We start from the raw sequence: 20,659 nt of genomic DNA, 5'->3' as shown, positions 1-20,659 counted from the left end.
GGCCGCCACCTGGCCATCCCAAAAAGAAGCAGGCCAGGGAGTATTCTCCCTGGCCTGCAACGTATTCAGCGCGTCACAACATGCAGCTGACGCAACCCTCCACCTCAGTGCCTTCCAGCGCCATCTGGCGGAGCCGGATGTAGTACAGCGTCTTGATTCCCTTGCGCCAGGCGTAGATCTGCGCCTTGTTGACCTCGCGGGTGTCGGCGGTGTCCTTGAAGAACAACGTCAACGACAGACCCTGGTCCACGTGCTGGGTGGCCGCGGCGTAGGTGTCGATGATCTTCTCGTAGCCGATCTCGTACGCGTCCTGGTAGTACTCCAGGTTGTCGTTGGTCAGGTACGGCGCCGGGTAGTAGACGCGACCGATCTTGCCTTCCTTGCGGATCTCGATCTTGCTGGCCACCGGGTGGATCGACGACGTCGAGTGGTTGATGTAGCTGATCGAACCGGTCGGCGGGACGGCCTGCAGGTTCTGGTTGTAGATGCCGTGCTTTTGCACAGACTCCTTGAGCAGCTTCCAGTCGTCCTGCGTCGGGATGTGGATCCCGGCGTCGGAGAAGAGCTTTCGCACCTTGTCGGTGGCCGGCTCCCACACCTGATCGGTGTACTTGTCGAAGAACTCCCCCGACGCGTACTTCGACTTCTCGAAGCCTCCGAATGCCTTACCGCGTTCGATGGCAATCAGATTCGAGGCCCGCAGCGCGTGGTAGAGCACCGTGTAGAAGTAGATGTTGGTGAAGTCCACACCCTCTTCGGAGCCGTAGTGGATCCGCTCGCGGGCCAGGTACCCGTGCAGGTTCATCTGCCCCAGGCCGATGGCGTGCGAGCTGTTGTTGCCCTGCTCGATCGAGGGCACCGACCAGATATGGGTCTGGTCGCTCACCGCGGTCAGCGCGCGGATGGACACCTCGATGGTCTGGGCGAAGTCCGGCGAGTCCATCGCCTTGGCGATGTTCAGCGACCCCAGGTTGCAGGAGATGTCCTTGCCGACCTTGGCGTAGGACAGATCCTCGTTGAACTCCGACGGGGTGGACACCTGCAGGATCTCCGAGCACAGGTTGCTGTGGGTGATCTTGCCATCAATGGGGTTAGCCCTGTTGACCGTGTCTTCGTACATGATGTACGGGTAGCCGGACTCGAACTGCAGCTCGGCCAGCGTCTGGAAGAACTCGCGCGCCTTGATCTTGGTCTTGCGGATCCGGGCGTCGTTGACCATCTCGTGGTACTTCTCGGTCACCGAGATGTCGGCGAACGGCACGCCGTACACCTTCTCCACGTCGTACGGCGAGAACAGGTACATGTCCTCGTTCTTCTTCGCCAACTCGAAGGTGATGTCCGGGATCACCACGCCCAGGCTGAGGGTCTTGATGCGGATCTTCTCGTCGGCGTTCTCCCGCTTGGTGTCCAGGAAGCGGTAGATGTCGGGGTGATGCGCATGCAGGTACACCGCACCGGCGCCCTGGCGGGCACCGAGCTGATTGGCGTAGGAGAACGAGTCCTCCAGCAGCTTCATGATCGGGATGACGCCCGAGGACTGGTTCTCGATGTTCTTGATCGGCGCGCCGTGCTCACGGATGTTGGTGAGCAGCAGGGCCACACCGCCGCCGCGCTTGGACAGCTGCAGCGCGGAGTTGATGGAGCGCCCGATGGACTCCATGTTGTCCTCGATGCGCAGCAGGAAGCAGGACACCGGCTCGCCGCGCTGCTTCTTGCCCGAGTTCAGGAACGTCGGCGTGGCCGGCTGGAATCGTCCGTCGATGATCTCGTCGACCAGCTTCTCGGCCAGGTCGGTGTCACCGGCGGCCAGCGTCAGCGCCACCATGACCACACGGTCCTCGAACCGCTCCAGGTAACGCTTACCGTCGAAGGTCTTCAGCGTGTAGGAGGTGTAGTACTTGAACGCGCCCAGGAAGGTCGGGAACCGGAACTTCTTGGCGTACGCGCGGTCGATCAGCGACTTGACGAAGTTGCGGGAGTACTGGTCGAGCACCTCGCGCTCGTAGTACTCCTTCTCGATCAGGTAATCGAGCTTCTCGTCCTGGCTGTGGAAGAACACCGTGTTCTGGTTGACGTGCTGCAGGAAGTACTCGCGGGCGGCCAGCGCATCCTTGTCGAACTGGATCTTGCCGTCCGCGTCGTACAGGTTGAGCATCGCGTTGAGCGCGTGGTAGTCCGTCTCCCCCGGGAGCGCATGAACGCCCGTGGTTACAGGCTCTGCAGCTGTGACGGTTGGTGACACGTCTGTTCCTTCCAGAATTCTTCCAAGCCGGCACGGACGGCGTCGACGTCGTCCGGCGTTCCCATGAGTTCGAAGCGGTAGAGGTAGGGCACGCGGCATTTGGCTGAGACCACATTGCCCGCGTAGGCGAATTCCTCACCGAAGTTGTTGTTGCCCGCGGCGATGACGCCGCGGATCAACGACCGGTTGTGCTCGTTGTTGAGAAAGGCGATGACCTGCTTGGGCACATAGCCGCCGCTGTTGATGTCGGGGCTGGCCTTGCCACCGCCGTAGGTGGGCAGTACCAGCACGTAGGGCTGGTGCACCTCGATACGGCCGTGCAGCGGGATCCGGGTGACCTGATCGGCGGGATGGCCCAGCTTCTGCACGAAGCGGTGGGTGTTCTCCGAGACGCTGGAGAAGTACACGAGGTGGCTCACGATACTTCTCCTTTCTGTCCCGCTCTGTCCCCCGACCCTCGCACTAGGCGGTGACGGCGGCCGTACCGGCGAGCGCCTTGATCCGGTCCGGGCGGAAGCCCGACCAGTGGTCGTTGCCGACCACCACCACGGGCGCCTGCAGGTAGCCGAGCGCCATCACGTAGTCCCGCGCTTCGGTGTCGACGCTGATGTCGACCTTCTCGTAGGCGATGCCCTCTTTGTCCAGCGCCTTGTAGGTGGCGTTGCACTGCACGCACGCGGGCTTGGTGTACACGGTGACGGTCATCGGCGGTACGGCTCCTAGTGTGTGTCGCTCTTGATGGGTTGTGTGCACCGGCAACTGACCCGGTACTGCGTTCTTCTGATGTTCAGCGGGCCGCGGGGCCCGAAAATTCCGGAGCCGCGAAGCGAATCCATTGTGGACGGGACCACCGACACACTTTCGATTCCTGCTCCGTCGGGCTCCTGAAGCATTGGGGCCTTGCGGTCCGTCAGACACTACACCTAGTGGCCGACAAACCGAACAGATACAAGATGTTCTGAACCACATTCATGGAATTCCCAGGTCGTAACGACTGCACCGGACCCGCCACCGGCGTGTCGCACGTCACAACCGCGGTCGTGTCGCGCGAAGCGGGCCGGCGTCGGGACGCCCGTCCGGCGCGGACACGCCCGGCGGCGGCCGACACGCCGGTCAGCAAAGTCAGCGCTGCGACTCCGGACGGCCGGTCACACCGGCGCCATCGCCACCGCGGTCGCGACGTGCCCCTCGAAACCGCAGGCCCGCGCCACCGCGAGGTACCGCTCGGCAAATCGCCGCTCGGTCTGCACGTCCCCCTCGGCTCTCGCCACCAGGGCCCGCAACCGTAACAGGGGCACCTCGTGCAACATGAATCCCGGATCCACCGGCGTGCTCGCCAGCCGTTCGATCGCCGCGCGCGCCGCGCGGACGTCCCCGTCGGCGCGGCGGCTCAGCAACGCCTCCACCAGCGCGCCGGTGGCCGGACCGCGCCAGACCACCGCGCCGCTACCGAACAACGCGTCCACCACCGAGCCGGCCAGTTCGACGGCGCCATCGAGATCCCCGAGCTCGCGACGGCGGCGGGCGAACTGGATGTCGGCGATCTGCACGATCGCGGAGTTGCCGCAACCCTGCAGGGCGCTTTCGCGCGCCCGCTCCAGATGCAGATAACCGGTGTCCCGGTCATCGCTCTCCCCGGCGACCAGCGCCAGCCCACGCGCCAGATGGGCGTGCACCACCGTGAAGTCATCCCCGGACCGCTCCGCGGCGGCCAGCGCCCCGGCGGTGTCGCGTAGTGCGTCGGCGTCGGTGCACAACGCGCCCAGGCCGATCTGGGCGTACTTGTGCAGCGTGGCGACCACCAGGATCAATGGCTCCAGGGTGCGGGCCATCTCGATGGCGCCGTCGAGGTCGTCCTTCCACCCGGGCCGGCCCAACGACATGCGAGCGAGACCCCGCACCGCCAGCGACAGCGCCAGCGGTGAGCCGAAGAACGTGCCACCCCGGCCGGGGTCACCGGCGGCCAGGTCGATGACCCGTTGCGACACCCTCTCCATCTCGAGCACTTCCGCGGTCTCCCACTTGGCCGCCAGCACGCCGAAGGACACCGACACCGTCAAGGCGTCGTCGTCGACGCGTGCCAGCAGCCGCTGCAGCTCCGAGGCGTGTGCCGATGCGGTGCGCGGACGGTTGTGGAAGGTCAGCGCCATCACGTAACCCGCCATACCGGTGGCCAGCGCCCGCTGGTCGTCCTGCGCGGTGCACAGCCGGCGAAGCTCCTCGAACAACGTCTCGGCCTCGGCGGGACCGGCCCGCCACGCGATCCCGCACAGCGCGCCACTGGCGGCGATGTGCATCCGGAGCCGGTCCGGGTCGTCGATCGGCAGCTGCCGGGCCACCTCCGCAGCGCGTCGCCAGCTCGCTCGCGCCGCCGCGATGTTGCGGCCGGCCAGCCACGCCCCCGCCCGCATATGCCAGTCGAAGGCGGCCTCCAGCTCATCGGCGGCCTCCAGGTGGGCGGCGATCAACGCCGCATTCGCCTCGGAGGTGCCCTGCCCGTGTTCGATGATCGTCGCGAGCCGGCGGTGCAGCCGGCCGCGTTCGGACCGCAGCTGGGATTGATAGGCGACGGCCCGGATCAAGGGGTGGCGGAAGCAGTACTCGGCGGTGTGCGCGGGCACCCGCTCGATCATCTCGGCGTCGACGAGTTCGTCGAGACAGGCCGGTTCGACCAGTTTCCGCAGCAGGTCGTCGGTGAACCGGGAGCCGATGACGGCGGCCGCGTTGAGTGCGCTCTTGGCCGTGTCTTCGAGCCGGTCGATGCGGGCGGCGATGGTCGATTGCAGGGTGACCGGCACCCCGGTCACCGAGGCACCCTCGACGGCCACGTAACTGCCGGGATCCCCTTGCAGGACACCGCGTTCGGCGAGGTCACGGACGATCTCCTCGGCGAAGAACGGATTGCCGGCGGCATGCTCGGCGATCTGCGCGGCGACCGGGGCCACCGACGCATGCGGACCCAGCAGCTCCCCGATCAGCCGCGCCGACTGCTTTTCATCCAGCGGCACAAGGGAAATGGCACGTGGTGCCGCGATCTCGGCCAGCCTGCCACGATACTCCGGCCGGTAGGTGATCACCGCCATGGACCGGCCGCCCCGTAACGCGGTCAGGAAATCGGCCAGCATCGACTCACTGGCCTCGTCGATCCAATGCGCATCCTCGATGACGTACACCGACGGTTCCCGGTGCGCGGTCGCCACGGCGGTCAGCAAGGCACTCAGCCGACGTCGTCGGGCGTCGGGATCGATTGCGGCCGGCTCATGTTCGGGTTCCCGGATGCCGAGCAGGTCGTCGAGCAGGAGCAGGTCGGCCGGATCGGTGCCGGGCAGACGCTCGCGGACGCAGTCGCGCGCAGCCCGGCCCTGTCGGGCGCCGACACCGAGCAGATTGCGGAACAATCGGGCCGCCGCGTGGTACGGCACCTGGCGAGAGTGTGCCTCGCAACACGTGGACACCACGCCCACTCCCCTGGCCTGCCCCATCCGCAGCACCTCGGCCACCAACCGGCTCCTACCGATTCCCGGCGGCCCGATCACCCCGGCCACCCCGCCCGCGCCCTTGAGGGCGGCCTCCATCTGGGTTGCCAGGGCACGCACCTCCGCGTCGCGCCCGACCAGCGTGCACTCCCGCCGGCCGTGGCCCGCACCGACCGCCGCCGACATCAACCGCCGTGCCGGTACGGGGGTGTCGGAGTTCTTGATTCGCACCGCTTCCCGCGGCCCCAGTTCGACGAGGCCCTCGACCAGCCGCGCCGTCGACGCGCTGAGCATCACCCCGCCGGGCGGGGCCGCCGCCTCCATCCGCTGCGCCATCCCGACGTGCGATCCGATGGCGGTGTAACTGCCCGGGACGGTGCCGATCTCACCGGTGATGACCTGCCCGGAGTTCAGCCCGACCCGCAACCGCAGGCCCACTCCGTCGTGGCGATGCACCTCCACCGCGTACCGTTGCACCTCGCGCTGCAGATCCAGAGCCGTCAGGCAGGCACGAAATGCGTGGTCCTCCAGGGCGATCGGCGCACCGAAGACCACCATCACCCCGTCGCCGGTGAACTCCACGCTGCCGCCGTAGTGCGCCACCACCGTCCGGAAACGCGGGTACAGCTCGCTCATCACCTCGCGCAGGCGTTCGGTGCCCAACGCGGCGGCCAGATCCATCGACCGGACCACGTCGGCGAACAACACCGTGACCTGTTTGAATTCCGCCTGGTGCGGTGCGGCGATTGCCGAGGCGAGCGAGGCGACGGGGACCAACGCGGTGCCGCAGAAGTCGCAGAACCGGGCACCCGCACGGGGTACGGTGCCGCAGTTCGTGCATCCGGGGTGCATGTCACCCGCCGGCCGCCGCGATCCCGAGCAGCCGACGCTCCAGCACATCGGCCCCGCGGCGGGCACCGCCGGCGGCTGCGAACCCGGCCGCCACCCGGCGCGCACCGTCGGTCATCGCCATCGCCTCCAGCACCTTGGCCCGCAACCGCGGTGCCGTCAGCCGCCTACTGACCAATCGCGTTCCGCTGCGGGATATCTCGATTCGGCGGGCGACCTCGAACTGGTCGCGACCGAACGGCACCGCGCACACCGGGACGCCCCGGGCCAGGGCCTTCTGGGTGACGCCCATCCCACCGTGGGTGACCGCGCACACCGCGTGGTCCAGCCACCGGCCGTGCGCGGCGAACCCGTGCACCGTCGCGTTGTCGGGGATGTCGAGGCCCTCCGGGATTCCGCACGGGTAGGTCGCCACCACGCGCATCGGCTCATCGGCCAGGGCGGCCAGCGCGGTCGTCGGCAGTACATCGTCGCGCTGGTGCTCCGAGGAGGTCGTCACCAGCACCACGGGCCGGTCGTCGTCAGGGGCAGGGCCGGTGTCGGGCCCATCCGCAACCGGCGGCTCACCGAGTTCGCACGGGCCGATCAGCACCACCCGGTCGCCCCAGTCCGGGCGTGGGTATTCGAACGGTTCGGCGGTGGCGACGAGCATCAGCGGTGCGCGCCGGACGAAATCGTCGGCGGAGCTGATCGGCCGGATGCCGAGTTCGCGGTACACGCGACCGAGCGGCGTGATCATCGACCTGTCGAGCAGTCCGCCGACCGCCGTTGCGACGCCGCGGTCGCGCAGTCGGCCGAACAGGTCGGCGCGGGGCCGCAACCCGAGGCCGAACGGCGGCACCGCCGGCGACGACAGGTAGGGCGGATACGGCCAGAACGACGCCCAGGGCAGACCGGTGGCCTCGGCGACCGCCGAGGCCCCCCAGCAGTTCGTGTCGATGACGAGCGCGTCGGGGCGCTCCGCGGCGATGGCGGCCTGCAGGTCACCGACCTCCAGCGCGGCCCGTTCGGCGAAGACGCCGAAACCGGTCTTGATGCCCTGCCAGCCGGTGCGCGCCATCCAGTCGGTCATGGCGACCGCTTCGACGCGTGGGTCCACGGCCGCCACGTCGAACCCGGCGCCCCGCCCCACCGGCAGGCCGGCGGTGTGGGTCCGCAACACGATCCGGTGGCCGCGCCGGTGCAGTTCGGACAACAGCGCGGCAATGGGATACAGGTTGCCTAGGGACGGCGAGGTATACGCCAGGATTGTGGACATTTCCGCACGTCAACACCTCATCCGCCGAGCCCGGCGCTCGGCTCACGGTGGCGAGTTTAGGCCGCCCCCGGGTGCCGTAGGCGGGGATGACCGAACTACACAGCAGTCTGTCAACTGACCTCGGCGGCCAGCTTCTCGACCACCTCGCGCACGTTCGCGGCCACCTCGGCGGTCTCCCGCGGATGCTTGCCGTCGAGCGTCTTGGACGGGATGGACAGCTTCAGGTCCTCGATCACCCGGGGCCCGGCGATGCCGAAGGACTTGCGGGTCTCGTCGTGCGCCCAGACGCCGCCGTACCCACCGAGCGCGGTACCGATCACCGCCACCGGCTTGTCCTTGAGCGCGCCGTTGCCCCACGGCCGCGACAGCCAGTCGATGGCGTTCTTGAGCACGCCGGGGATCGAGCCGTTGTACTCCGGGGTGACGACCAGGGCCGCGCCGGCCACCGCGGCGGCGGCGCGCAGCGCCTGGACCGGCTCGGCGACATCCTCGGTGTCGATGTCCTCGTTGTAGTGCGGGAGCTCGCCGAGCCGATCGAAGATCTGCAGCGTCACGCCGTCGGGGGCGGATTCGACGGCGAGGTCGGCCAGTTGCCGGTTGATCGAGGCGGCGCGCAGGCTGCCGACGAGCACCAGTACGTTGATCTCGGCGCTGTCCTGGTTCTGGGCCATGGTGATGTTCCCTTTCGTGGTCTACGTGATCCTCGCACAGGTTAACCGGACTGTAGTCCGAATAATTCCGGCTGAGTTAAAGTGCAGGTGTGGGCGCCCCCGACCGGCTGAACTCGCTGCCGCTGAGCACAGCCGCACCGACCGAACGCGGCGATGCGGCACGCAATCGTGCCCTACTGCTGGACGCGGCCCGCACCCTGATCGCCGAACGAGGCGCCGACGCGGTGTCCATGGATGACGTCGCGGCCGCCGCGGGCGTCGGCAAAGGCACCCTGTTCCGCCGGTTCGGCAGCCGCTCCGGGTTGATGATCGTCCTGCTCGACGAGGACGAGGCGGCCGAACAGCAGGCGTTCATGTTCGGTGCCCCACCGCTTGGACCCGGCGCCCCGCCCCTGGAGCGCCTGCTGGCCTACGGGCGCAGTCGGCTGCGGTTCGTGCACACCCACCACGCCCTGCTCTCCGATGTCGCACGCGACCCGCATACCCGGTTCAACGCACCGGCCACCCTGCATCACACCCACGTCCGAATGCTCCTAGAATCAGCCGGTACCACAGGCGATCTCGATGCCCAGGCGGATGCCCTGACCGCATTGCTCGACACCGACCGGGTGGCGCACGAGATGACCGAACGGGGCCGGACCCTCGAACAGCTCGGCGACGCCTGGGAAACGGTGGCCCGCAAGCTCTGCGGCACGTGAGTCACTGGATCCTGCATGTCGACCTGGACCAGTTCCTGGCCTCGGTCGAACTGCAACGCCACCCCGAGCTGGTCGGTCTGCCGGTCATCGTGGGTGGCAGCGGGGATCCGACCGAGCCACGCAAGGTGGTGACCTGCGCGTCCTACCAAGCACGGGAGTTCGGCGTGCACGCCGGGATGCCGCTGCGTGTCGCGGCCCGCAAATGCCCGGACGCCACCTTCCTGCCCTCGGATTCACCGGCCTACGACGCGGCCTCCGAACGGGTGATGGGACTGCTGCGCGATCTGGGCCACCCGCTGGAGGTGTGGGGCTGGGACGAGGCGTACCTCGGCGCGGACGTGCCCGATCCCGTCGAACTCGCCGAACGGATCCGCATCCTCGTCGCCGCCGAGACCGGGTTGTCCTGCTCGGTCGGGATCAGCGACAACAAGCAGCGTGCCAAGGTGGCGACCGGGTTCGGCAAACCCGCCGGGATCTTCGTGTTGACCGCCGACAACTGGATGACGCTGATGGGCGACCGCTCGGTGGATGCCCTGTGGGGCGTCGGGCCCAGGACCGCCAAAAAACTTGCGGCCATGGGCATTCACACCGTCGCCGATCTGGCCGGCACCGATGCCACCACGCTGACCGCAGCGTTCGGGCCCAGCACCGGCCTCGGCATCCTGCTGTTGGCCAAGGGTGGCGGCGACACCGAGGTCAGCGCGCAGCCCTGGGTGCCCCGCTCGCGCAGTCACGTGGTGACGTTCCCGCACGATCTCACCGACGTCGACGAGATGTCGCGCGCCGTCACCGATCTCACCGCGCGGACGCTCGACGAGATCGTCGGCGAGGGCCGCATCGTGACGCGGGTGTCGGTGACCGTGCGCACCAGCACGTTCTACACCCGCACAAAGATCCGCAAACTGGCCGAGCCCGGCATCGATCTGGACACCATCACCGCCCAGGCACTGGCCCTGCTGGGCGAGTTCGACCTCGACCGCCCGGTCCGGCTGCTCGGGGTGCGCCTGGAACTGCAGATGCCCGACGACTCCCCGAAGGAGAGCGCTCCGTGCTGAGTACCATCGCCATCCGGGGCTATCGCTCGCTACGCGAAATCGTGTTGCCGCTGGGCGATCTCACGGTCGTCACCGGCGCCAACGGTACCGGCAAGTCATCGGTGTACCGCGCACTGCGGTTGCTGGCCGACTGCGGCAGCGGTGCGGTCATCGGTTCCCTGGCCCGGGAGGGCGGCCTGGAATCGGTGCTGTGGGCCGGCCCCGAGCAGACCGCCGGGGCACGTCGCACCGGCCAGACCGAGGGCAGCACCCGCACCCGCCCGGTATCCCTCGAATTGGGCTTCGCCTCCGACGATTTCGGCTATCTGATCGATCTCGGGCTACCGCAGTTCGCCGGGCCCGGCTCCTACTTCGCCCGGGACCCGGAGATCAAACGAGAGGCGATCTTCGCCGGCCCGGTGCTGCGCCCGGCCGGCACGCTGGTGCAACGCACCCGCGACTACGCCGAGGTCAGTTCCGAGACCGGGCGCGGATTCGACAAGCTGTCCCAGTCGCTGCCCAGCTATCGCAGCGTGCTGGCCGAGTTCGCCCACCCCGGCGCCCACCCGGAACTGGCGGCGGTGCGAGAACGGCTGCGGGGCTGGCGCTTCTACGACGGGTTCCGGGTGGACGCCGACGCCCCCGCGCGACGGCCGCAGGTCGGCACCCGCACCCCGGTGCTCAGCGACGACGGCGCGGACCTCGCCGCGGCGGTGCAGACCATCATCGAGGTCGGACTCGACGATCTGCCCCGGGCGGTGGCCGATGCGTTCGACGGGGCACGACTGTCGGTCGCGGTGCGCGACGGGATCTTCGAACTGCAGCTGCATCAGACCGGGATGCTGCGCCCGTTGCGGGCCGCCGAATTGTCGGACGGCACATTGCGATTCCTGTTGTGGGGCGCGGCCCTGCTGAGCCCGCGGCCGCCCTCGCTGATGGTGCTCAACGAACCCGAGACCTCGCTGCACCCGGACCTGGTGGCTCCGCTGGCTCAGATGATCCGGTCCGCGGCCGCGGGCACCCAGGTCGTGGTGGTCACCCATTCGGCGGCCCTGGTCGAGCAGCTGGCACCGGGATCCACGATCGAACTGATCAAGGAGTGGGGTGAGACCCGCGTGGCGGGCCAGACGATGCTGTCCGCGCCGGCATGGGACTGGGGTAAACGCTGACCCCTAGCGGGGTTTGGGGCGCAACGCTCGGGTGAACAACACGTTCACCTGGCGCATGGCCACGCTGTAGGGCCACCAGGCGACCCGCTTGAACGCGTACAGCGCGCGGATGTCCGGTGAGGTGTAGATCAGGAAACGGTTGCGGCGCACCCCGGCCAGGATCTTCTCCGCGGCCGTCTCCGCAGACACGGCGTGCCCGGCGAACCGGTCCACCCATTTGGCCACCCGGGGATCCTCGCGGTCCACGCCGGCGATCTGAACCGTCTGCACCAGACCGGTTTTCACCGCGCCCGGCACCACGACCGACACCCCGATCCGGTGCCGTGCCAGGTCGAAGCGCAGCACCTCACTCATGCCGCGTAACCCGTACTTGCTGGCGCTGTAGGCGGCATGCCAGGGCAGCGCCACGATGCCGGCCGCCGAGGACACGTTGACCAGGTGTCCCCCGCGGCCCGCGGCGACCATCGGCGGCACGAATGTCTCGATGACGTGGATGGGTCCCATCAGATTCACGTCGACCATCGATTTCCAGTGCTGATGGGTCAGCGTGGACACGGTGCCCCAGGCCGAGATCCCGGCGATGTTCATCACGATGTCCATCGCTCCGTGTGCGGAGTGGACGTCGGCGGCGAAGGCGGAGACCGCATCGAAGTCGGCGATGTCCAGTGCCCGGTGCGCCGGCACCTGGGCACCCAGTGCGGTCGCGTCGGCAACGGTGGTGGCCAGCCCGTCGGCGTCTCGGTCGGTGAGATAGAGCTCGGCGCCCTGGCGTGCCAGATTCAGTGCGGTCGCCCGGCCGATGCCGCTGGCCGCGCCGGTGAGCAGAATCCGTTTTCCCGCAAAGTTGTTCGGTTGCCCCATGGAGGCGACCCTACCGAGTCAGCCTTCCCAGGACGCGGCGGTTCCCCACAGCGCGTGCAACCACAACCGCTCCAGCACGTCCACGGCGCGTTGCGGATCGGTGTTGCGGCCGACGAATCCGGCGTCCTGCGACAGCGTCCACGCGCTGGTCGCGGTGAGCATCCGGACCAGTGCGGGGATGTCGTCACTGATCGGGCGGGTGCCGTTGCGCACCTCTTCTTCGACGACGGCGACGATCTTGGCGATGACGAGGTCCTCGAAGTCGTTCATGATGTCGTTGATCTGGGCATCGGTGTTGCGCGCGGCGGTGCAGGCCGCCATCACCGGGTCGTTGGTCGTGAACACCGCGGCGGCACTGCCGACCATCCGCTTGGCGAAGGCGGCCGGCGACTCGCCCGGGTCACGCGGGGCGAAGTTGTGGGTCAGGGCGTCCAGTTCGGTCAGCGCGTCCTTGACGATGTAGGCCAGCACGTCGTACTTGGAGTCGAAGTAGAAGTAGAAACCCGACCGGGCCACGCCGGCCCGCTCGCTGATCATGCTGACCGACAGGTCGGCGAAGGGTTTCGTGCCCAGCAGCTCACGCACCGCCGCGACGATCGCATCGCGCTGGCGGTCCCCGCGACTACGCCGAGTCTCGGATTCCGATTCTGGGACGGCGCTCATGGCACTAAACCTTGGCACCGTGCCACGCGAGAACAAAACTTGACATGCGTCAAGTGTGGCATACAGGATGAGTTTCGAGAGTGAGTTCCAACACAGGTACCGAAACTTTGTGAGGAGCACTACATGGCGACGATCAGCACCCCGGCCTATCTGCTGGACCAGGCCAAGCGCCGGTTCACCCCGACGGTGAACACCATCCCCGGCATGGGAGCGATCGAGAAGCGCCTGCTGGCCCACCAGTGGAAAGAGCACATCCTCGCCGAACCGCCGCCCGGCAGCGGTCTGAAGGCGATCAAGGGCGACTCGGGGTTACCGCTGCTCGGGCACATCATCGAGATGTTCCGCGAGGGCGCGGATTTCCCGTTGCACCTGTACAACACCCGCGGACCCATCACCTTCGCGGACTCGCCGATCCTGCCGTCGATCGTGGCGCTGGGCCCGGACGCCACCCAGACCATCTTCTCCAACCGCAACAAGGACTACTCACAGAAGGGCTGGCACCCGGTCATCGGGCCGTTCTTCAACCGCGGCCTGATGATGCTCGACTTCGAGGAACACATGTTCCACCGCCGGATCATGCAGGAGGCCTTCACCCGGACCCGGCTGACCAACTACGTCGAGCACATCGACCAGGTCGCCACCGCGGTGGTCGCGGACTGGCCGACCGACGACGCCCGGTTCCTGTTCCACCCGGCGATGAAGGAACTCACCCTGGACATCGCCTCGGTGGTGTTCATGGGCCACGAGCACGCCGGTGACGACCACGAGCTGGTCACCAAGGTCAACGACGCGTTCGCCACCACCACCCGTTCGGGCGGGGCGATCCTGCGCTTCGCCGTGCCGCCGTTCAAGTGGTGGCAGGGCCTGCGCGCCCGCAAGGTGCTGGAGGAGTACTTCGAGGAGCGCATCAAGGAACGCCGCAACTCCGACGGGACCGACATGCTGACGGTGCTGTGCCACACGACCGACGAGGACGGCAACTCGTTCTCCGACGAGGACATCGTCAACCACATGATCTTTTTGATGATGGCCGCCCACGACACCTCGACCTCGACCACCACGACCATCGCGTACAACCTCGCGGCCAACCCGGAGTGGCAGGACCGCTGCCGCGACGAGTGCGACCGACTCGGCGACGGCCCGCTAGACATCGAGGCGCTGGACAAGCTGGAGACCCTCGATCTGGTGATGAACGAATCGTTGCGCCTCGTCACGCCGCTGCCGTTCAACATGCGCCAGACCGTCCGCGACACCGATCTGCTGGGCTACTACGTGCCCGCCGGCACCAACGTGGTGACCTGGCCCGGGATGAACCACCGGCTGCCCGAACTGTGGACCGACCCGGAGAAGTTCGACCCGGACCGCTTCGCCGAACCGCGCAGCGAGCACAAGAAACACCGGTACGCCTTCGCCCCGTTCGGCGGCGGCGCGCACAAGTGCATCGGCATGGTCTTCGGCCAACTCGAGGTCAAGACCATCGTGCACCGGATGCTGCGCAAGTACCGGCTGGAACTCGTCAAGCCCGGTTACACGCCGCACTGGGACAACGGCGGCATGCCGGTACCGATGGACGGCATGCCGCTCATCCTGCGCCCCATCCGCTGACGGGTCGGTGCGGGCCAACCGAATTCGAGCTTGGCCCGACGCGCCGCGAGAAACTTGACAGCCGTCAAGTTGCCCGTACAGGATGTGCTCATCAGTGACACCGACCACAGGCTGTCCCGTACGACCAGTTTGAGGAGCTCTGTCCGTGCCGACCAACACCAAGCCCGCCATCAGCACCCCGGCCTATCTGCTCGATCAGGCCAAACGCAAGCTCACCCCCACACTGAACAACATGCCCGGCATGGGTTCGGTGGAGCAGCGGCTGCGCCAGCACTCGTTCAAGCAGTTCGTACTCGCCGAACCCCCGGCCGGCAGCGGCCTCAAGCCCGTCATGGGCGATTCCGGTCTGCCGATCCTCGGCCACATGATCGAGACGTTCCGCAGCGGTCCGGCCTACCAGCTCGAGGTGTACCGCAAGTTCGGTCCGCTGCACTACGCGCACTCCCCCGCCCTGCCCGCGGTGGTGGCGCTGGGCCCGGACGCCACCCAGGCGGTCTTCTCCAACCGCAACAAGGACTTCTCGCAGAAGGGCTGGGACCCGGTGATCGGGCCGTTCTTCAACCGCGGCCTGATGATGCTGGACTTCGAGGAACACATGTTCCACCGGCGCATCATGCAGGAGGCCTTCACCCGCAGCCGGCTCACCGGCTACGTCGAGCACATCGACAAGGTGGCCTCGGCCGTCATCGCCAATGACTGGGTGGAGAACGACCCCCGTTTCCTGTTCTACCCGGCCGTCAAGGAGCTGACCCTGGACATCGCCTCGGTGGTGTTCATGGGCCACGAGCCCGGCAGCGACAAGGAACTCGTCACCAAGGTCAACGACGCGTTCACCATGACCACCCGGGCCGGCGGCGCCATCGTCCGCACCGGCGTGCCGCCGTTCAAATGGTGGCGCGGACTGGAGGCCCGCAAGGTCCTCGACAACTACTTCGAGGCGCGGGTCAAGGAGCGGCGCAACTCCGGCGGGACCGACATGCTGTCGGTGCTGTGCCAGACCTCCGACGAGGACGGCAACTCGTTCACCGATCAGGACATCGTCAACCACATGATCTTCCTGATGATGGCCGCCCACGACACCTCCACCTCGACGCTGACCACGATGGCCTACCACCTGGCCGCCAACCCGGAGTGGCAGGAGCGCTGCCGCGAGGAGTCCGACCGCATCGGCGACGGCCCGCTCGACATCGAGGCGCTGGACAAGCTGGAAACCTACGACCTGGTGATCAACGAGGCGCTGCGCCTGGTCACGCCGCTGCCGTTCAACGTGCGCTCCACGGTGCGCGACACCGATCTGCTCGGCCACTTCATCCCGGCCAACACCAACATCGTCACCTGGCCGTCGATGAACCACTACCTGCCCGAGCTGTGGACCGACCCGATGAAGTTCGACCCGGACCGCTTCGCCGAACCGCGCAACGAGCACAAGAAGCACCGCTACGCCTTCGCCCCGTTCGGCGGCGGCGCGCACAAGTGCATCGGCATGGTCTTCGGCCAGCTGGAGATCAAGACCGTCATGCACCGACTGCTGCGCAAGTACCGCCTCGAGCCGCCCTTCCCGGGCTACCAGGCGAAGCTGGACTACGCGGGTATGCCGGTCCCGATGGACGGCATGCCGGTCACCCTGCGCCCGATCCGCTAGTCCCGCTGGCGGCTGGGGTCCCACCCGCCAGACAACTAGCCGTGCAACCGATTCGCGCAGGCGATGACGGCCCGCAGCGCCGACAGGTTCGGGCATTCCGACCAGCCGATCGCCCACTCGGTGTGCACGCCGTCGGTGCCGCGGATGAACGTCGCCGTCTGACCGCCGGCCCGCAGTTGGTGAAAGTTGAGCATTTCCACGGCAATTCCGCGCTCGTGCAGGATCGCGGTGAGCGCGGCCAGCGGGCCCGCGGCCGTGACCGACGACGTCGCGACGCGCTCACCCACGGCGATGGTGGCCCGGTAGGTGATCCCGCGCCGCCCGCCGATGGTGTGCGGGGCGCGCCCGTCCTCTTCCCAGCGCTCCAGGCTCACCGGCCCGGCCGCGGATCCGAACGTGGCGGCGACGTCGTCCCAGGACATCTCGGCGGCCAGGTCGCGCAGGCCGCGGGGCAGCGGCGCGTCGAAGAAGTCCGCGAAACGGGGGCTCGCGACGGTGGTGGTGATGTGAGAGTTCATGTGCCGGTCTTCTCTGCTCAGAGGGAGCGACCGACGGGTAGTAGCTTCCGACCCACAGCGGGGGGTCGGTCTGGATCAGACCCCGCTGCGGGTACTGGCTACTACGAGAATGCGATGCACGATCGCCGAGGTTAGTCCTCCCCGCGGCCCGGGCGCAACTTCCTTTTCCGCGGGCCGGTCGCAACGCCCGCTACACTGATTGAGAATTCGTTCAATCCATCAATCCGCAGGACCGCTGATGCCCAAACGCCTCCCGCCCGGCCACGAACAGCCGCTCTACGAGATCAAGGCCAACCTGTTCAAGGCCCTGGCGCACCCGTCGCGCATCCGGGTGCTGGAGATCCTGTCGGCCGCCGGCGAACCCACCCCGGTCAGTGCGATCCTTGCCCAGAGCGATATCGAGCCGACCCTGCTGTCCCAGCACCTGGCGGTTCTGAAGCGTCATCAGGTGGTCACCGCCGAGCGCTCCGGGAATGCCGTGTTCTACCGGCTCGCGCACCCCAAGATCTCCGAACTGCTGGTCATTGCGCGGACCTTCCTGGCCGACACCCTCAGCGCCCGCCGCGACCAGCTCGACACCCTCTCCACGCTCCCCCCGATCGGTGGCTCCGGTGTTGGCTGACGCCCGCCGCCTCCTGCCCCGCCGAGCCGACTACGCCGAACTTCCCCGTTCCTGGCGCCAGGACCTGCTGGCCGGGGTCACCGTCGGTGTCGTGGCGCTGCCGTTGGCGTTGGCGTTCGGCATCAGCTCCGGGGTCGGCGCGGCGGCCGGGCTCATCACCGCCGTCATTGCCGGCCTGGTCGCCGCGGTGTTCGGTGGCTCGCATGTCCAGGTATCCGGACCGACCGGGGCGATGGCCGTGGTGCTCGCCCCCATCGTGGCGTCCTACGGGCTGGGCAGCGTCGCGCTGGTCACGCTGCTCGCCGGCCTGATCGTGCTGGCGATGGGGGTCACCGGCCTGGGTCGCGCGGTCACCTTCATCCCGTGGCCGGTGATCGAGGGGTTCACCCTCGGGATCGCCGCGATCATCTTCCTGCAGCAGGTGCCCGCCGCCCTCAACACGGCCGCCCCGACCGGGCAGCCTCCGCTGGTCGCCGCCTGGCGGGTGCTCACCGGCGCCAACTGGTCCGAGGCGCTTCCGGCCCTGCTGGTGGTCGGCATCGTCGCGGCCCTGATGGTGCTGCTACCCCGGCTGCACAGGGGGATTCCGGAGTCGCTGGCCGCGATCATCGCCGCCGCCGGCGTGGTGGCCGCGCTCGGACTGCCGGTGGCCCGAATCGGTGAACTGCCCGACCATCTGCCTGCTCCGGTGCTGCCGCACGCCGACCCCGCTGCACTGCGGGCACTGCTGGGCGCGGCGCTGGCGATCGCGGCGCTGGCCGCCATCGAGTCTCTGCTGTCGGCCCGGGTGGCGGCCACCATGTCACCCACCGGCCCCTACGATCCGGACCGCGAACTCGTCGGGCAGGGGTTGGCGTCGGTGGCGTCGGGCGTGTTCGGTGGGATGCCCGCCACCGGAGCAATCGCCCGGACCGCGGTCAACGTCCGCTCCGGAGCCCGCACCCGGGTCGCCGCGATCGTGCACTGTCTGCTGCTGCTGGCCGTGGTCTACTTCGCCAGCGGTCCGGTGGCCTCCATTCCGCTCTCGGCGCTGTCGGCGGTGTTGATGGTGACCTCGTTCCGGATGATCTCCGGACGGACCATCGCCAAGATCCTGCGGGCCGGCCGTTCCGATGTGCTGACCTTCGCGCTCACCGCGGCGGTGACCATCGTGTTCGATCTGATCGACGCCGTCGTGATCGGGATCGTGGTGGCCGCGTTCTACGCGTTGCGTGCCGTCGCCCGGCGCAGCAGCGTGACCCGCGAGAAGCTACCCGTGCCGTACCAGCCCGGTGACGAGCGCATTGCGCTGCTCCGCCTGGACGGAGCGATGTTCTTCGGTGCCGCCGAACGGATCTCCAGCGCCATCGTCGACGCCGATCATCCCGAGGTCTCGGTGGTGATCATCCGGATGTCGCAGCTGGGCATGCTCGACGCCACCGGCGCGCACACCCTGGCCCAGATCACCGCCGAGCTCGAGGCGCGCGGTATCACCGTGATCATCAAGGGCGTGCAGCCCGAACACCTGAACCTGCTGACCAACGTCGGGGCCATCGAGTCGCTGCGCCACGAGAACCACCTGATCGACTCGCTCGACGAGGCGATCGCCCATGCCCGCAGCCACGTCCGCGGCTGACGCAGATCCGCCCGCGCCGCACCGGTAGGCAAGGATGTCCGGGTGACCGGGTGGGAGATCGCGCTGCTGTTCGTCGCCGGCATCGGCGGCGGGCTGACCGGCAGTATCGCCGGCCTGGCCTCGGTGTCGACCTATCCCGCGCTGCTGATGATCGGCCTGCCGCCGGTGACCGCGAACGTGACGAACACGGTGGCGTTGGTGTTCAACGGGGTCGGGTCCGTGCGCGGCTCGCTGCCCGAACTGGCCGGGCAGGGCCCGCGGCTGCGGCGGCTGATCCCGATGGGTGCGCTCGGCGGCCTGGCCGGGGCGGTCCTGCTGCTGTCCATCCCCGACGACGGCTTCGAGAATGCGGTCCCGGTGCTGCTCGCGGTGGCATCGGTGGCGATCGCGGTACCCAAGGGCGCTGACCGGTCCGCGGTGCCCACGCGTGCCGCGCGGATCACCCAGGCCGTGGTGATCGGACTGATCTGCGTGTACGGCGGATTCTTCGGCGCCGCAGCGGGTTTGTTGATGTTGGCGGTGTTCACCCGCACCGAGATGGTGACCTTCGCCGAGGCGAACGCCACCAAGAACGTGGTGCTGGGCGTGGCCAATGCTGTTGCGGCCGTGGTGTTCACGGTGGCGGCCTCGGTACACTGGCCGGCCGTCGCGGTGATGGGCGCCGGGTGCCTGATCGGCGCCCGGCTCGGGCCGATCGTGGTGCGGCACGCCCCGGCCACCCCGCTGCGGCTGCTGGTGGCGTTCGCCGGGCTGGCGCTGGCGGTCAAACTCGGCTTCGACACCTACGCCTGAAGCGATTTCGGCGCGTTCACGGCCGATGAGCGACCCTGACCCCGGGTCGCTACGCTCCTGCCCGCCGAACCCTGACCCCGGGTCGCTACGCTCCTGCCCGCCGAACCGTGAACGCGCCGAAATCGCGATGTCTTACTTGGGGGCGAACCGCTGCCCGGCGTCCAGGCGGATGCACTGGCCGTTGAGCATCGGGTTCTCCACGATCGCGATCGCGAGCCGGGCGTACTCCTCCGGCTTGCCGAGACGCTTCGGGAAGGCGGCGTCCTTGGTCAGCACGCTGGCGAACTCGTCCGGGATGCCCTCGGTCAGGCCGGTCGCGAACAGGCTCGGCGCGATGGCCAGCGCACGGATACCCAGGCTGCCGAGGTCGCGCGCCATGGTCAGGCACATGCCGGCGATGGCGGCCTTGGACGCGGTGTAGGCGACCTGGCCGATCTGGCCTTCGAAGGCGGCGATGGAGGCGGTGTTGATGATGACGCCGCGCTCCTCGGCCTCCTCATCGACCGGGTCGTTCTTGCTCATGTGCCACGCCGCCAGCCGGCTGACGTTGAAGGTGCCGATCAGGTTCAGGTCGATGGTCTGCCGGAAGGAGTCCAGGCTGTGCGGGCCGTCCTTCTTGACGGTGCGCTCGCCGATGCCGCCGCCCGCGGTGGTCACCGCGATGTGCAGCCCGCCCAGGTCCTCGACGACCTTGGCCAGAACCTGCTCGGTGCCCTCGAAGTCGGTGATGTCGACCTCGTAGAAGGAGCCTCCGACCTGTTCGGCGACCTCCTTGCCCTTGGACTGCGGACGGTCGAGGATCGCGACGCCGGCGCCCCGCTTGGCCAGCGACTCGACGGTCGCCCGACCGAAGCCGGATGCCCCGCCGACAACCACGGCCTTCTTGCCCGAAATCTCCATCTGGCTCCCTTTCCATAAAGCGGTGAAAATGTAACGTTACGGCC

Annotated in this window: 18 protein-coding genes; 8 read left to right on the top strand and 10 right to left on the bottom strand. The window is 68.1% G+C overall.

Annotation, left to right across the window (positions count from 1 at the left end; genetic code table 11):
* Nucleotides 1-73: 73 nt before the first annotated feature.
* The 6 genes from nrdE to K0O62_RS10075 all read right to left on the bottom strand — a co-directional run bounded on the left by nrdE (nt 74) and on the right by K0O62_RS10075 (nt 8,496).
* Entirely contained in the window at nt 74-2,242 is a 2,169-nt protein-coding gene (nrdE, locus tag K0O62_RS10100) for a class 1b ribonucleoside-diphosphate reductase subunit alpha (RefSeq protein ID WP_073855876.1), read from the bottom strand.
* Nucleotides 2,209-2,661, bottom strand: coding sequence for a class Ib ribonucleoside-diphosphate reductase assembly flavoprotein NrdI (gene nrdI / locus K0O62_RS10095; protein ID WP_073855875.1), 453 nt, complete (start codon nt 2,659-2,661; stop codon nt 2,209-2,211). The genes nrdE and nrdI overlap by 34 nt, the downstream gene beginning before the upstream one ends.
* A 43-nt stretch (nt 2,662-2,704) precedes the next feature.
* Complete coding sequence (locus K0O62_RS10090; RefSeq protein WP_073855874.1) at nt 2,705-2,947, bottom strand: redoxin NrdH; 243 nt, start codon at nt 2,945-2,947, stop codon at nt 2,705-2,707.
* 443 nt (nt 2,948-3,390) lie between these two features.
* The gene (locus tag K0O62_RS10085; protein WP_073856181.1) at nt 3,391-6,570 is read right to left on the bottom strand and encodes an adenylate/guanylate cyclase domain-containing protein; all 3,180 of its coding nucleotides are present in this window, start codon (nt 6,568-6,570) and stop codon (nt 3,391-3,393) included.
* Between the two features lies 1 nt (nt 6,571).
* The gene (locus K0O62_RS10080) at nt 6,572-7,825 is read right to left on the bottom strand and encodes a glycosyltransferase (protein WP_073855873.1); all 1,254 of its coding nucleotides are present in this window, start codon (nt 7,823-7,825) and stop codon (nt 6,572-6,574) included.
* A 110-nt stretch (nt 7,826-7,935) separates the two neighbouring features.
* A complete protein-coding gene (locus K0O62_RS10075; protein ID WP_073855872.1) occupies nt 7,936-8,496 on the bottom strand; it encodes an NAD(P)H-dependent oxidoreductase in 561 nt (186 codons plus the stop codon).
* 89 nt (nt 8,497-8,585) lie between these two features.
* On the opposite strand from K0O62_RS10075, the gene K0O62_RS10070 reads away from it, so the two are divergent.
* The 3 genes from K0O62_RS10070 to K0O62_RS10060 are packed head-to-tail and all read left to right on the top strand — an operon-like array spanning nt 8,586 to nt 11,397.
* Complete coding sequence (locus tag K0O62_RS10070; protein ID WP_073855871.1) at nt 8,586-9,194, top strand: TetR/AcrR family transcriptional regulator; 609 nt, start codon at nt 8,586-8,588, stop codon at nt 9,192-9,194.
* A complete protein-coding gene (locus tag K0O62_RS10065) occupies nt 9,191-10,249 on the top strand; it encodes a DNA polymerase IV (RefSeq protein WP_073855870.1) in 1,059 nt (352 codons plus the stop codon). Before K0O62_RS10070 ends, K0O62_RS10065 begins: the two co-directional genes overlap by 4 nt.
* Nucleotides 10,243-11,397: an AAA family ATPase gene (locus K0O62_RS10060; RefSeq protein WP_073855869.1), complete on the top strand. Its 1,155-nt coding sequence runs from the start codon at nt 10,243-10,245 to the stop codon at nt 11,395-11,397. The genes K0O62_RS10065 and K0O62_RS10060 overlap by 7 nt, the downstream gene beginning before the upstream one ends.
* 3 nt (nt 11,398-11,400) lie before the next feature.
* Here the strand turns inward: K0O62_RS10060 and K0O62_RS10055 are convergent, their stop codons facing one another.
* A complete protein-coding gene (locus tag K0O62_RS10055) occupies nt 11,401-12,258 on the bottom strand; it encodes an SDR family oxidoreductase (RefSeq protein ID WP_073855868.1) in 858 nt (285 codons plus the stop codon).
* Between the two features lie 18 nt (nt 12,259-12,276).
* The gene (locus K0O62_RS10050; protein ID WP_073855867.1) at nt 12,277-12,921 is read right to left on the bottom strand and encodes a TetR/AcrR family transcriptional regulator; all 645 of its coding nucleotides are present in this window, start codon (nt 12,919-12,921) and stop codon (nt 12,277-12,279) included.
* A gap of 123 nt (nt 12,922-13,044) precedes the next feature.
* Between K0O62_RS10050 and K0O62_RS10045 the strand changes: the two genes are divergently transcribed.
* Nucleotides 13,045-14,526, top strand: a complete 1,482-nt coding sequence (locus tag K0O62_RS10045; protein ID WP_073855866.1) for a cytochrome P450 — start codon at nt 13,045-13,047, stop codon at nt 14,524-14,526.
* Between the two features lie 145 nt (nt 14,527-14,671).
* Nucleotides 14,672-16,168: a cytochrome P450 gene (locus tag K0O62_RS10040; protein ID WP_234800044.1), complete on the top strand. Its 1,497-nt coding sequence runs from the start codon at nt 14,672-14,674 to the stop codon at nt 16,166-16,168.
* 35 nt (nt 16,169-16,203) lie between these two features.
* Here K0O62_RS10040 and K0O62_RS10035 read toward each other — a convergent pair whose 3' ends face one another.
* Complete coding sequence (locus K0O62_RS10035; RefSeq protein WP_073855865.1) at nt 16,204-16,686, bottom strand: 2-isopropylmalate synthase; 483 nt, start codon at nt 16,684-16,686, stop codon at nt 16,204-16,206.
* A gap of 238 nt (nt 16,687-16,924) precedes the next feature.
* Between K0O62_RS10035 and K0O62_RS10030 the strand changes: the two genes are divergently transcribed.
* From K0O62_RS10030 to K0O62_RS10020, 3 genes are read left to right on the top strand one after another with little or no spacing between them, the layout of a single operon-like run.
* Nucleotides 16,925-17,308, top strand: a complete 384-nt coding sequence (locus K0O62_RS10030; protein ID WP_073855864.1) for an ArsR/SmtB family transcription factor — start codon at nt 16,925-16,927, stop codon at nt 17,306-17,308.
* Nucleotides 17,298-18,923 carry a SulP family inorganic anion transporter gene (locus K0O62_RS10025; protein ID WP_073855863.1) on the top strand — a complete coding sequence of 542 codons (1,626 nt, stop codon included), beginning with the start codon at nt 17,298-17,300 and terminating at the stop codon, nt 18,921-18,923. Before K0O62_RS10030 ends, K0O62_RS10025 begins: the two co-directional genes overlap by 11 nt.
* Nucleotides 18,924-18,965: 42 nt before the next feature.
* The gene (locus K0O62_RS10020) at nt 18,966-19,715 is read left to right on the top strand and encodes a sulfite exporter TauE/SafE family protein (protein ID WP_073855862.1); all 750 of its coding nucleotides are present in this window, start codon (nt 18,966-18,968) and stop codon (nt 19,713-19,715) included.
* 132 nt (nt 19,716-19,847) lie between these two features.
* Here the strand turns inward: K0O62_RS10020 and K0O62_RS10015 are convergent, their stop codons facing one another.
* Nucleotides 19,848-20,615 carry an SDR family NAD(P)-dependent oxidoreductase gene (locus K0O62_RS10015; RefSeq protein ID WP_073855861.1) on the bottom strand — a complete coding sequence of 256 codons (768 nt, stop codon included), beginning with the start codon at nt 20,613-20,615 and terminating at the stop codon, nt 19,848-19,850.
* Nucleotides 20,616-20,659 lie beyond the last annotated feature (44 nt).

Origin of the sequence: Mycolicibacterium diernhoferi (assembly GCF_019456655.1) — a bacterium.
Taxonomy (GTDB): domain Bacteria; phylum Actinomycetota; class Actinomycetes; order Mycobacteriales; family Mycobacteriaceae; genus Mycobacterium; species Mycobacterium diernhoferi.
This window is presented reverse-complemented; position numbering and strand designations above follow the sequence as displayed.

Bases quoted from the DNA above. Each gene is read 5' to 3' on its own strand.
- K0O62_RS10050 (WP_073855867.1), bottom strand. From the start codon at position 12,921: ATGAGCGCCGTCCCAGAATCGGAATCCGAGACTCGGCGTAGTCGCGGG.
- K0O62_RS10075 (WP_073855872.1), bottom strand. From the start codon at position 8,496: ATGGCCCAGAACCAGGACAGCGCCGAGATCAACGTACTGGTGCTCGTC.
- K0O62_RS10045 (WP_073855866.1), top strand. From the start codon at position 13,045: ATGGCGACGATCAGCACCCCGGCCTATCTGCTGGACCAGGCCAAGCGC.
- K0O62_RS10080 (WP_073855873.1), bottom strand. From the start codon at position 7,825: ATGTCCACAATCCTGGCGTATACCTCGCCGTCCCTAGGCAACCTGTAT.
- K0O62_RS10030 (WP_073855864.1), top strand. From the start codon at position 16,925: ATGCCCAAACGCCTCCCGCCCGGCCACGAACAGCCGCTCTACGAGATC.
- K0O62_RS10090 (WP_073855874.1), bottom strand. From the start codon at position 2,947: ATGACCGTCACCGTGTACACCAAGCCCGCGTGCGTGCAGTGCAACGCC.
- K0O62_RS10035 (WP_073855865.1), bottom strand. From the start codon at position 16,686: ATGAACTCTCACATCACCACCACCGTCGCGAGCCCCCGTTTCGCGGAC.
- K0O62_RS10055 (WP_073855868.1), bottom strand. From the start codon at position 12,258: ATGGGGCAACCGAACAACTTTGCGGGAAAACGGATTCTGCTCACCGGC.
- K0O62_RS10015 (WP_073855861.1), bottom strand. From the start codon at position 20,615: ATGGAGATTTCGGGCAAGAAGGCCGTGGTTGTCGGCGGGGCATCCGGC.
- K0O62_RS10085 (WP_073856181.1), bottom strand. From the start codon at position 6,570: ATGCACCCCGGATGCACGAACTGCGGCACCGTACCCCGTGCGGGTGCC.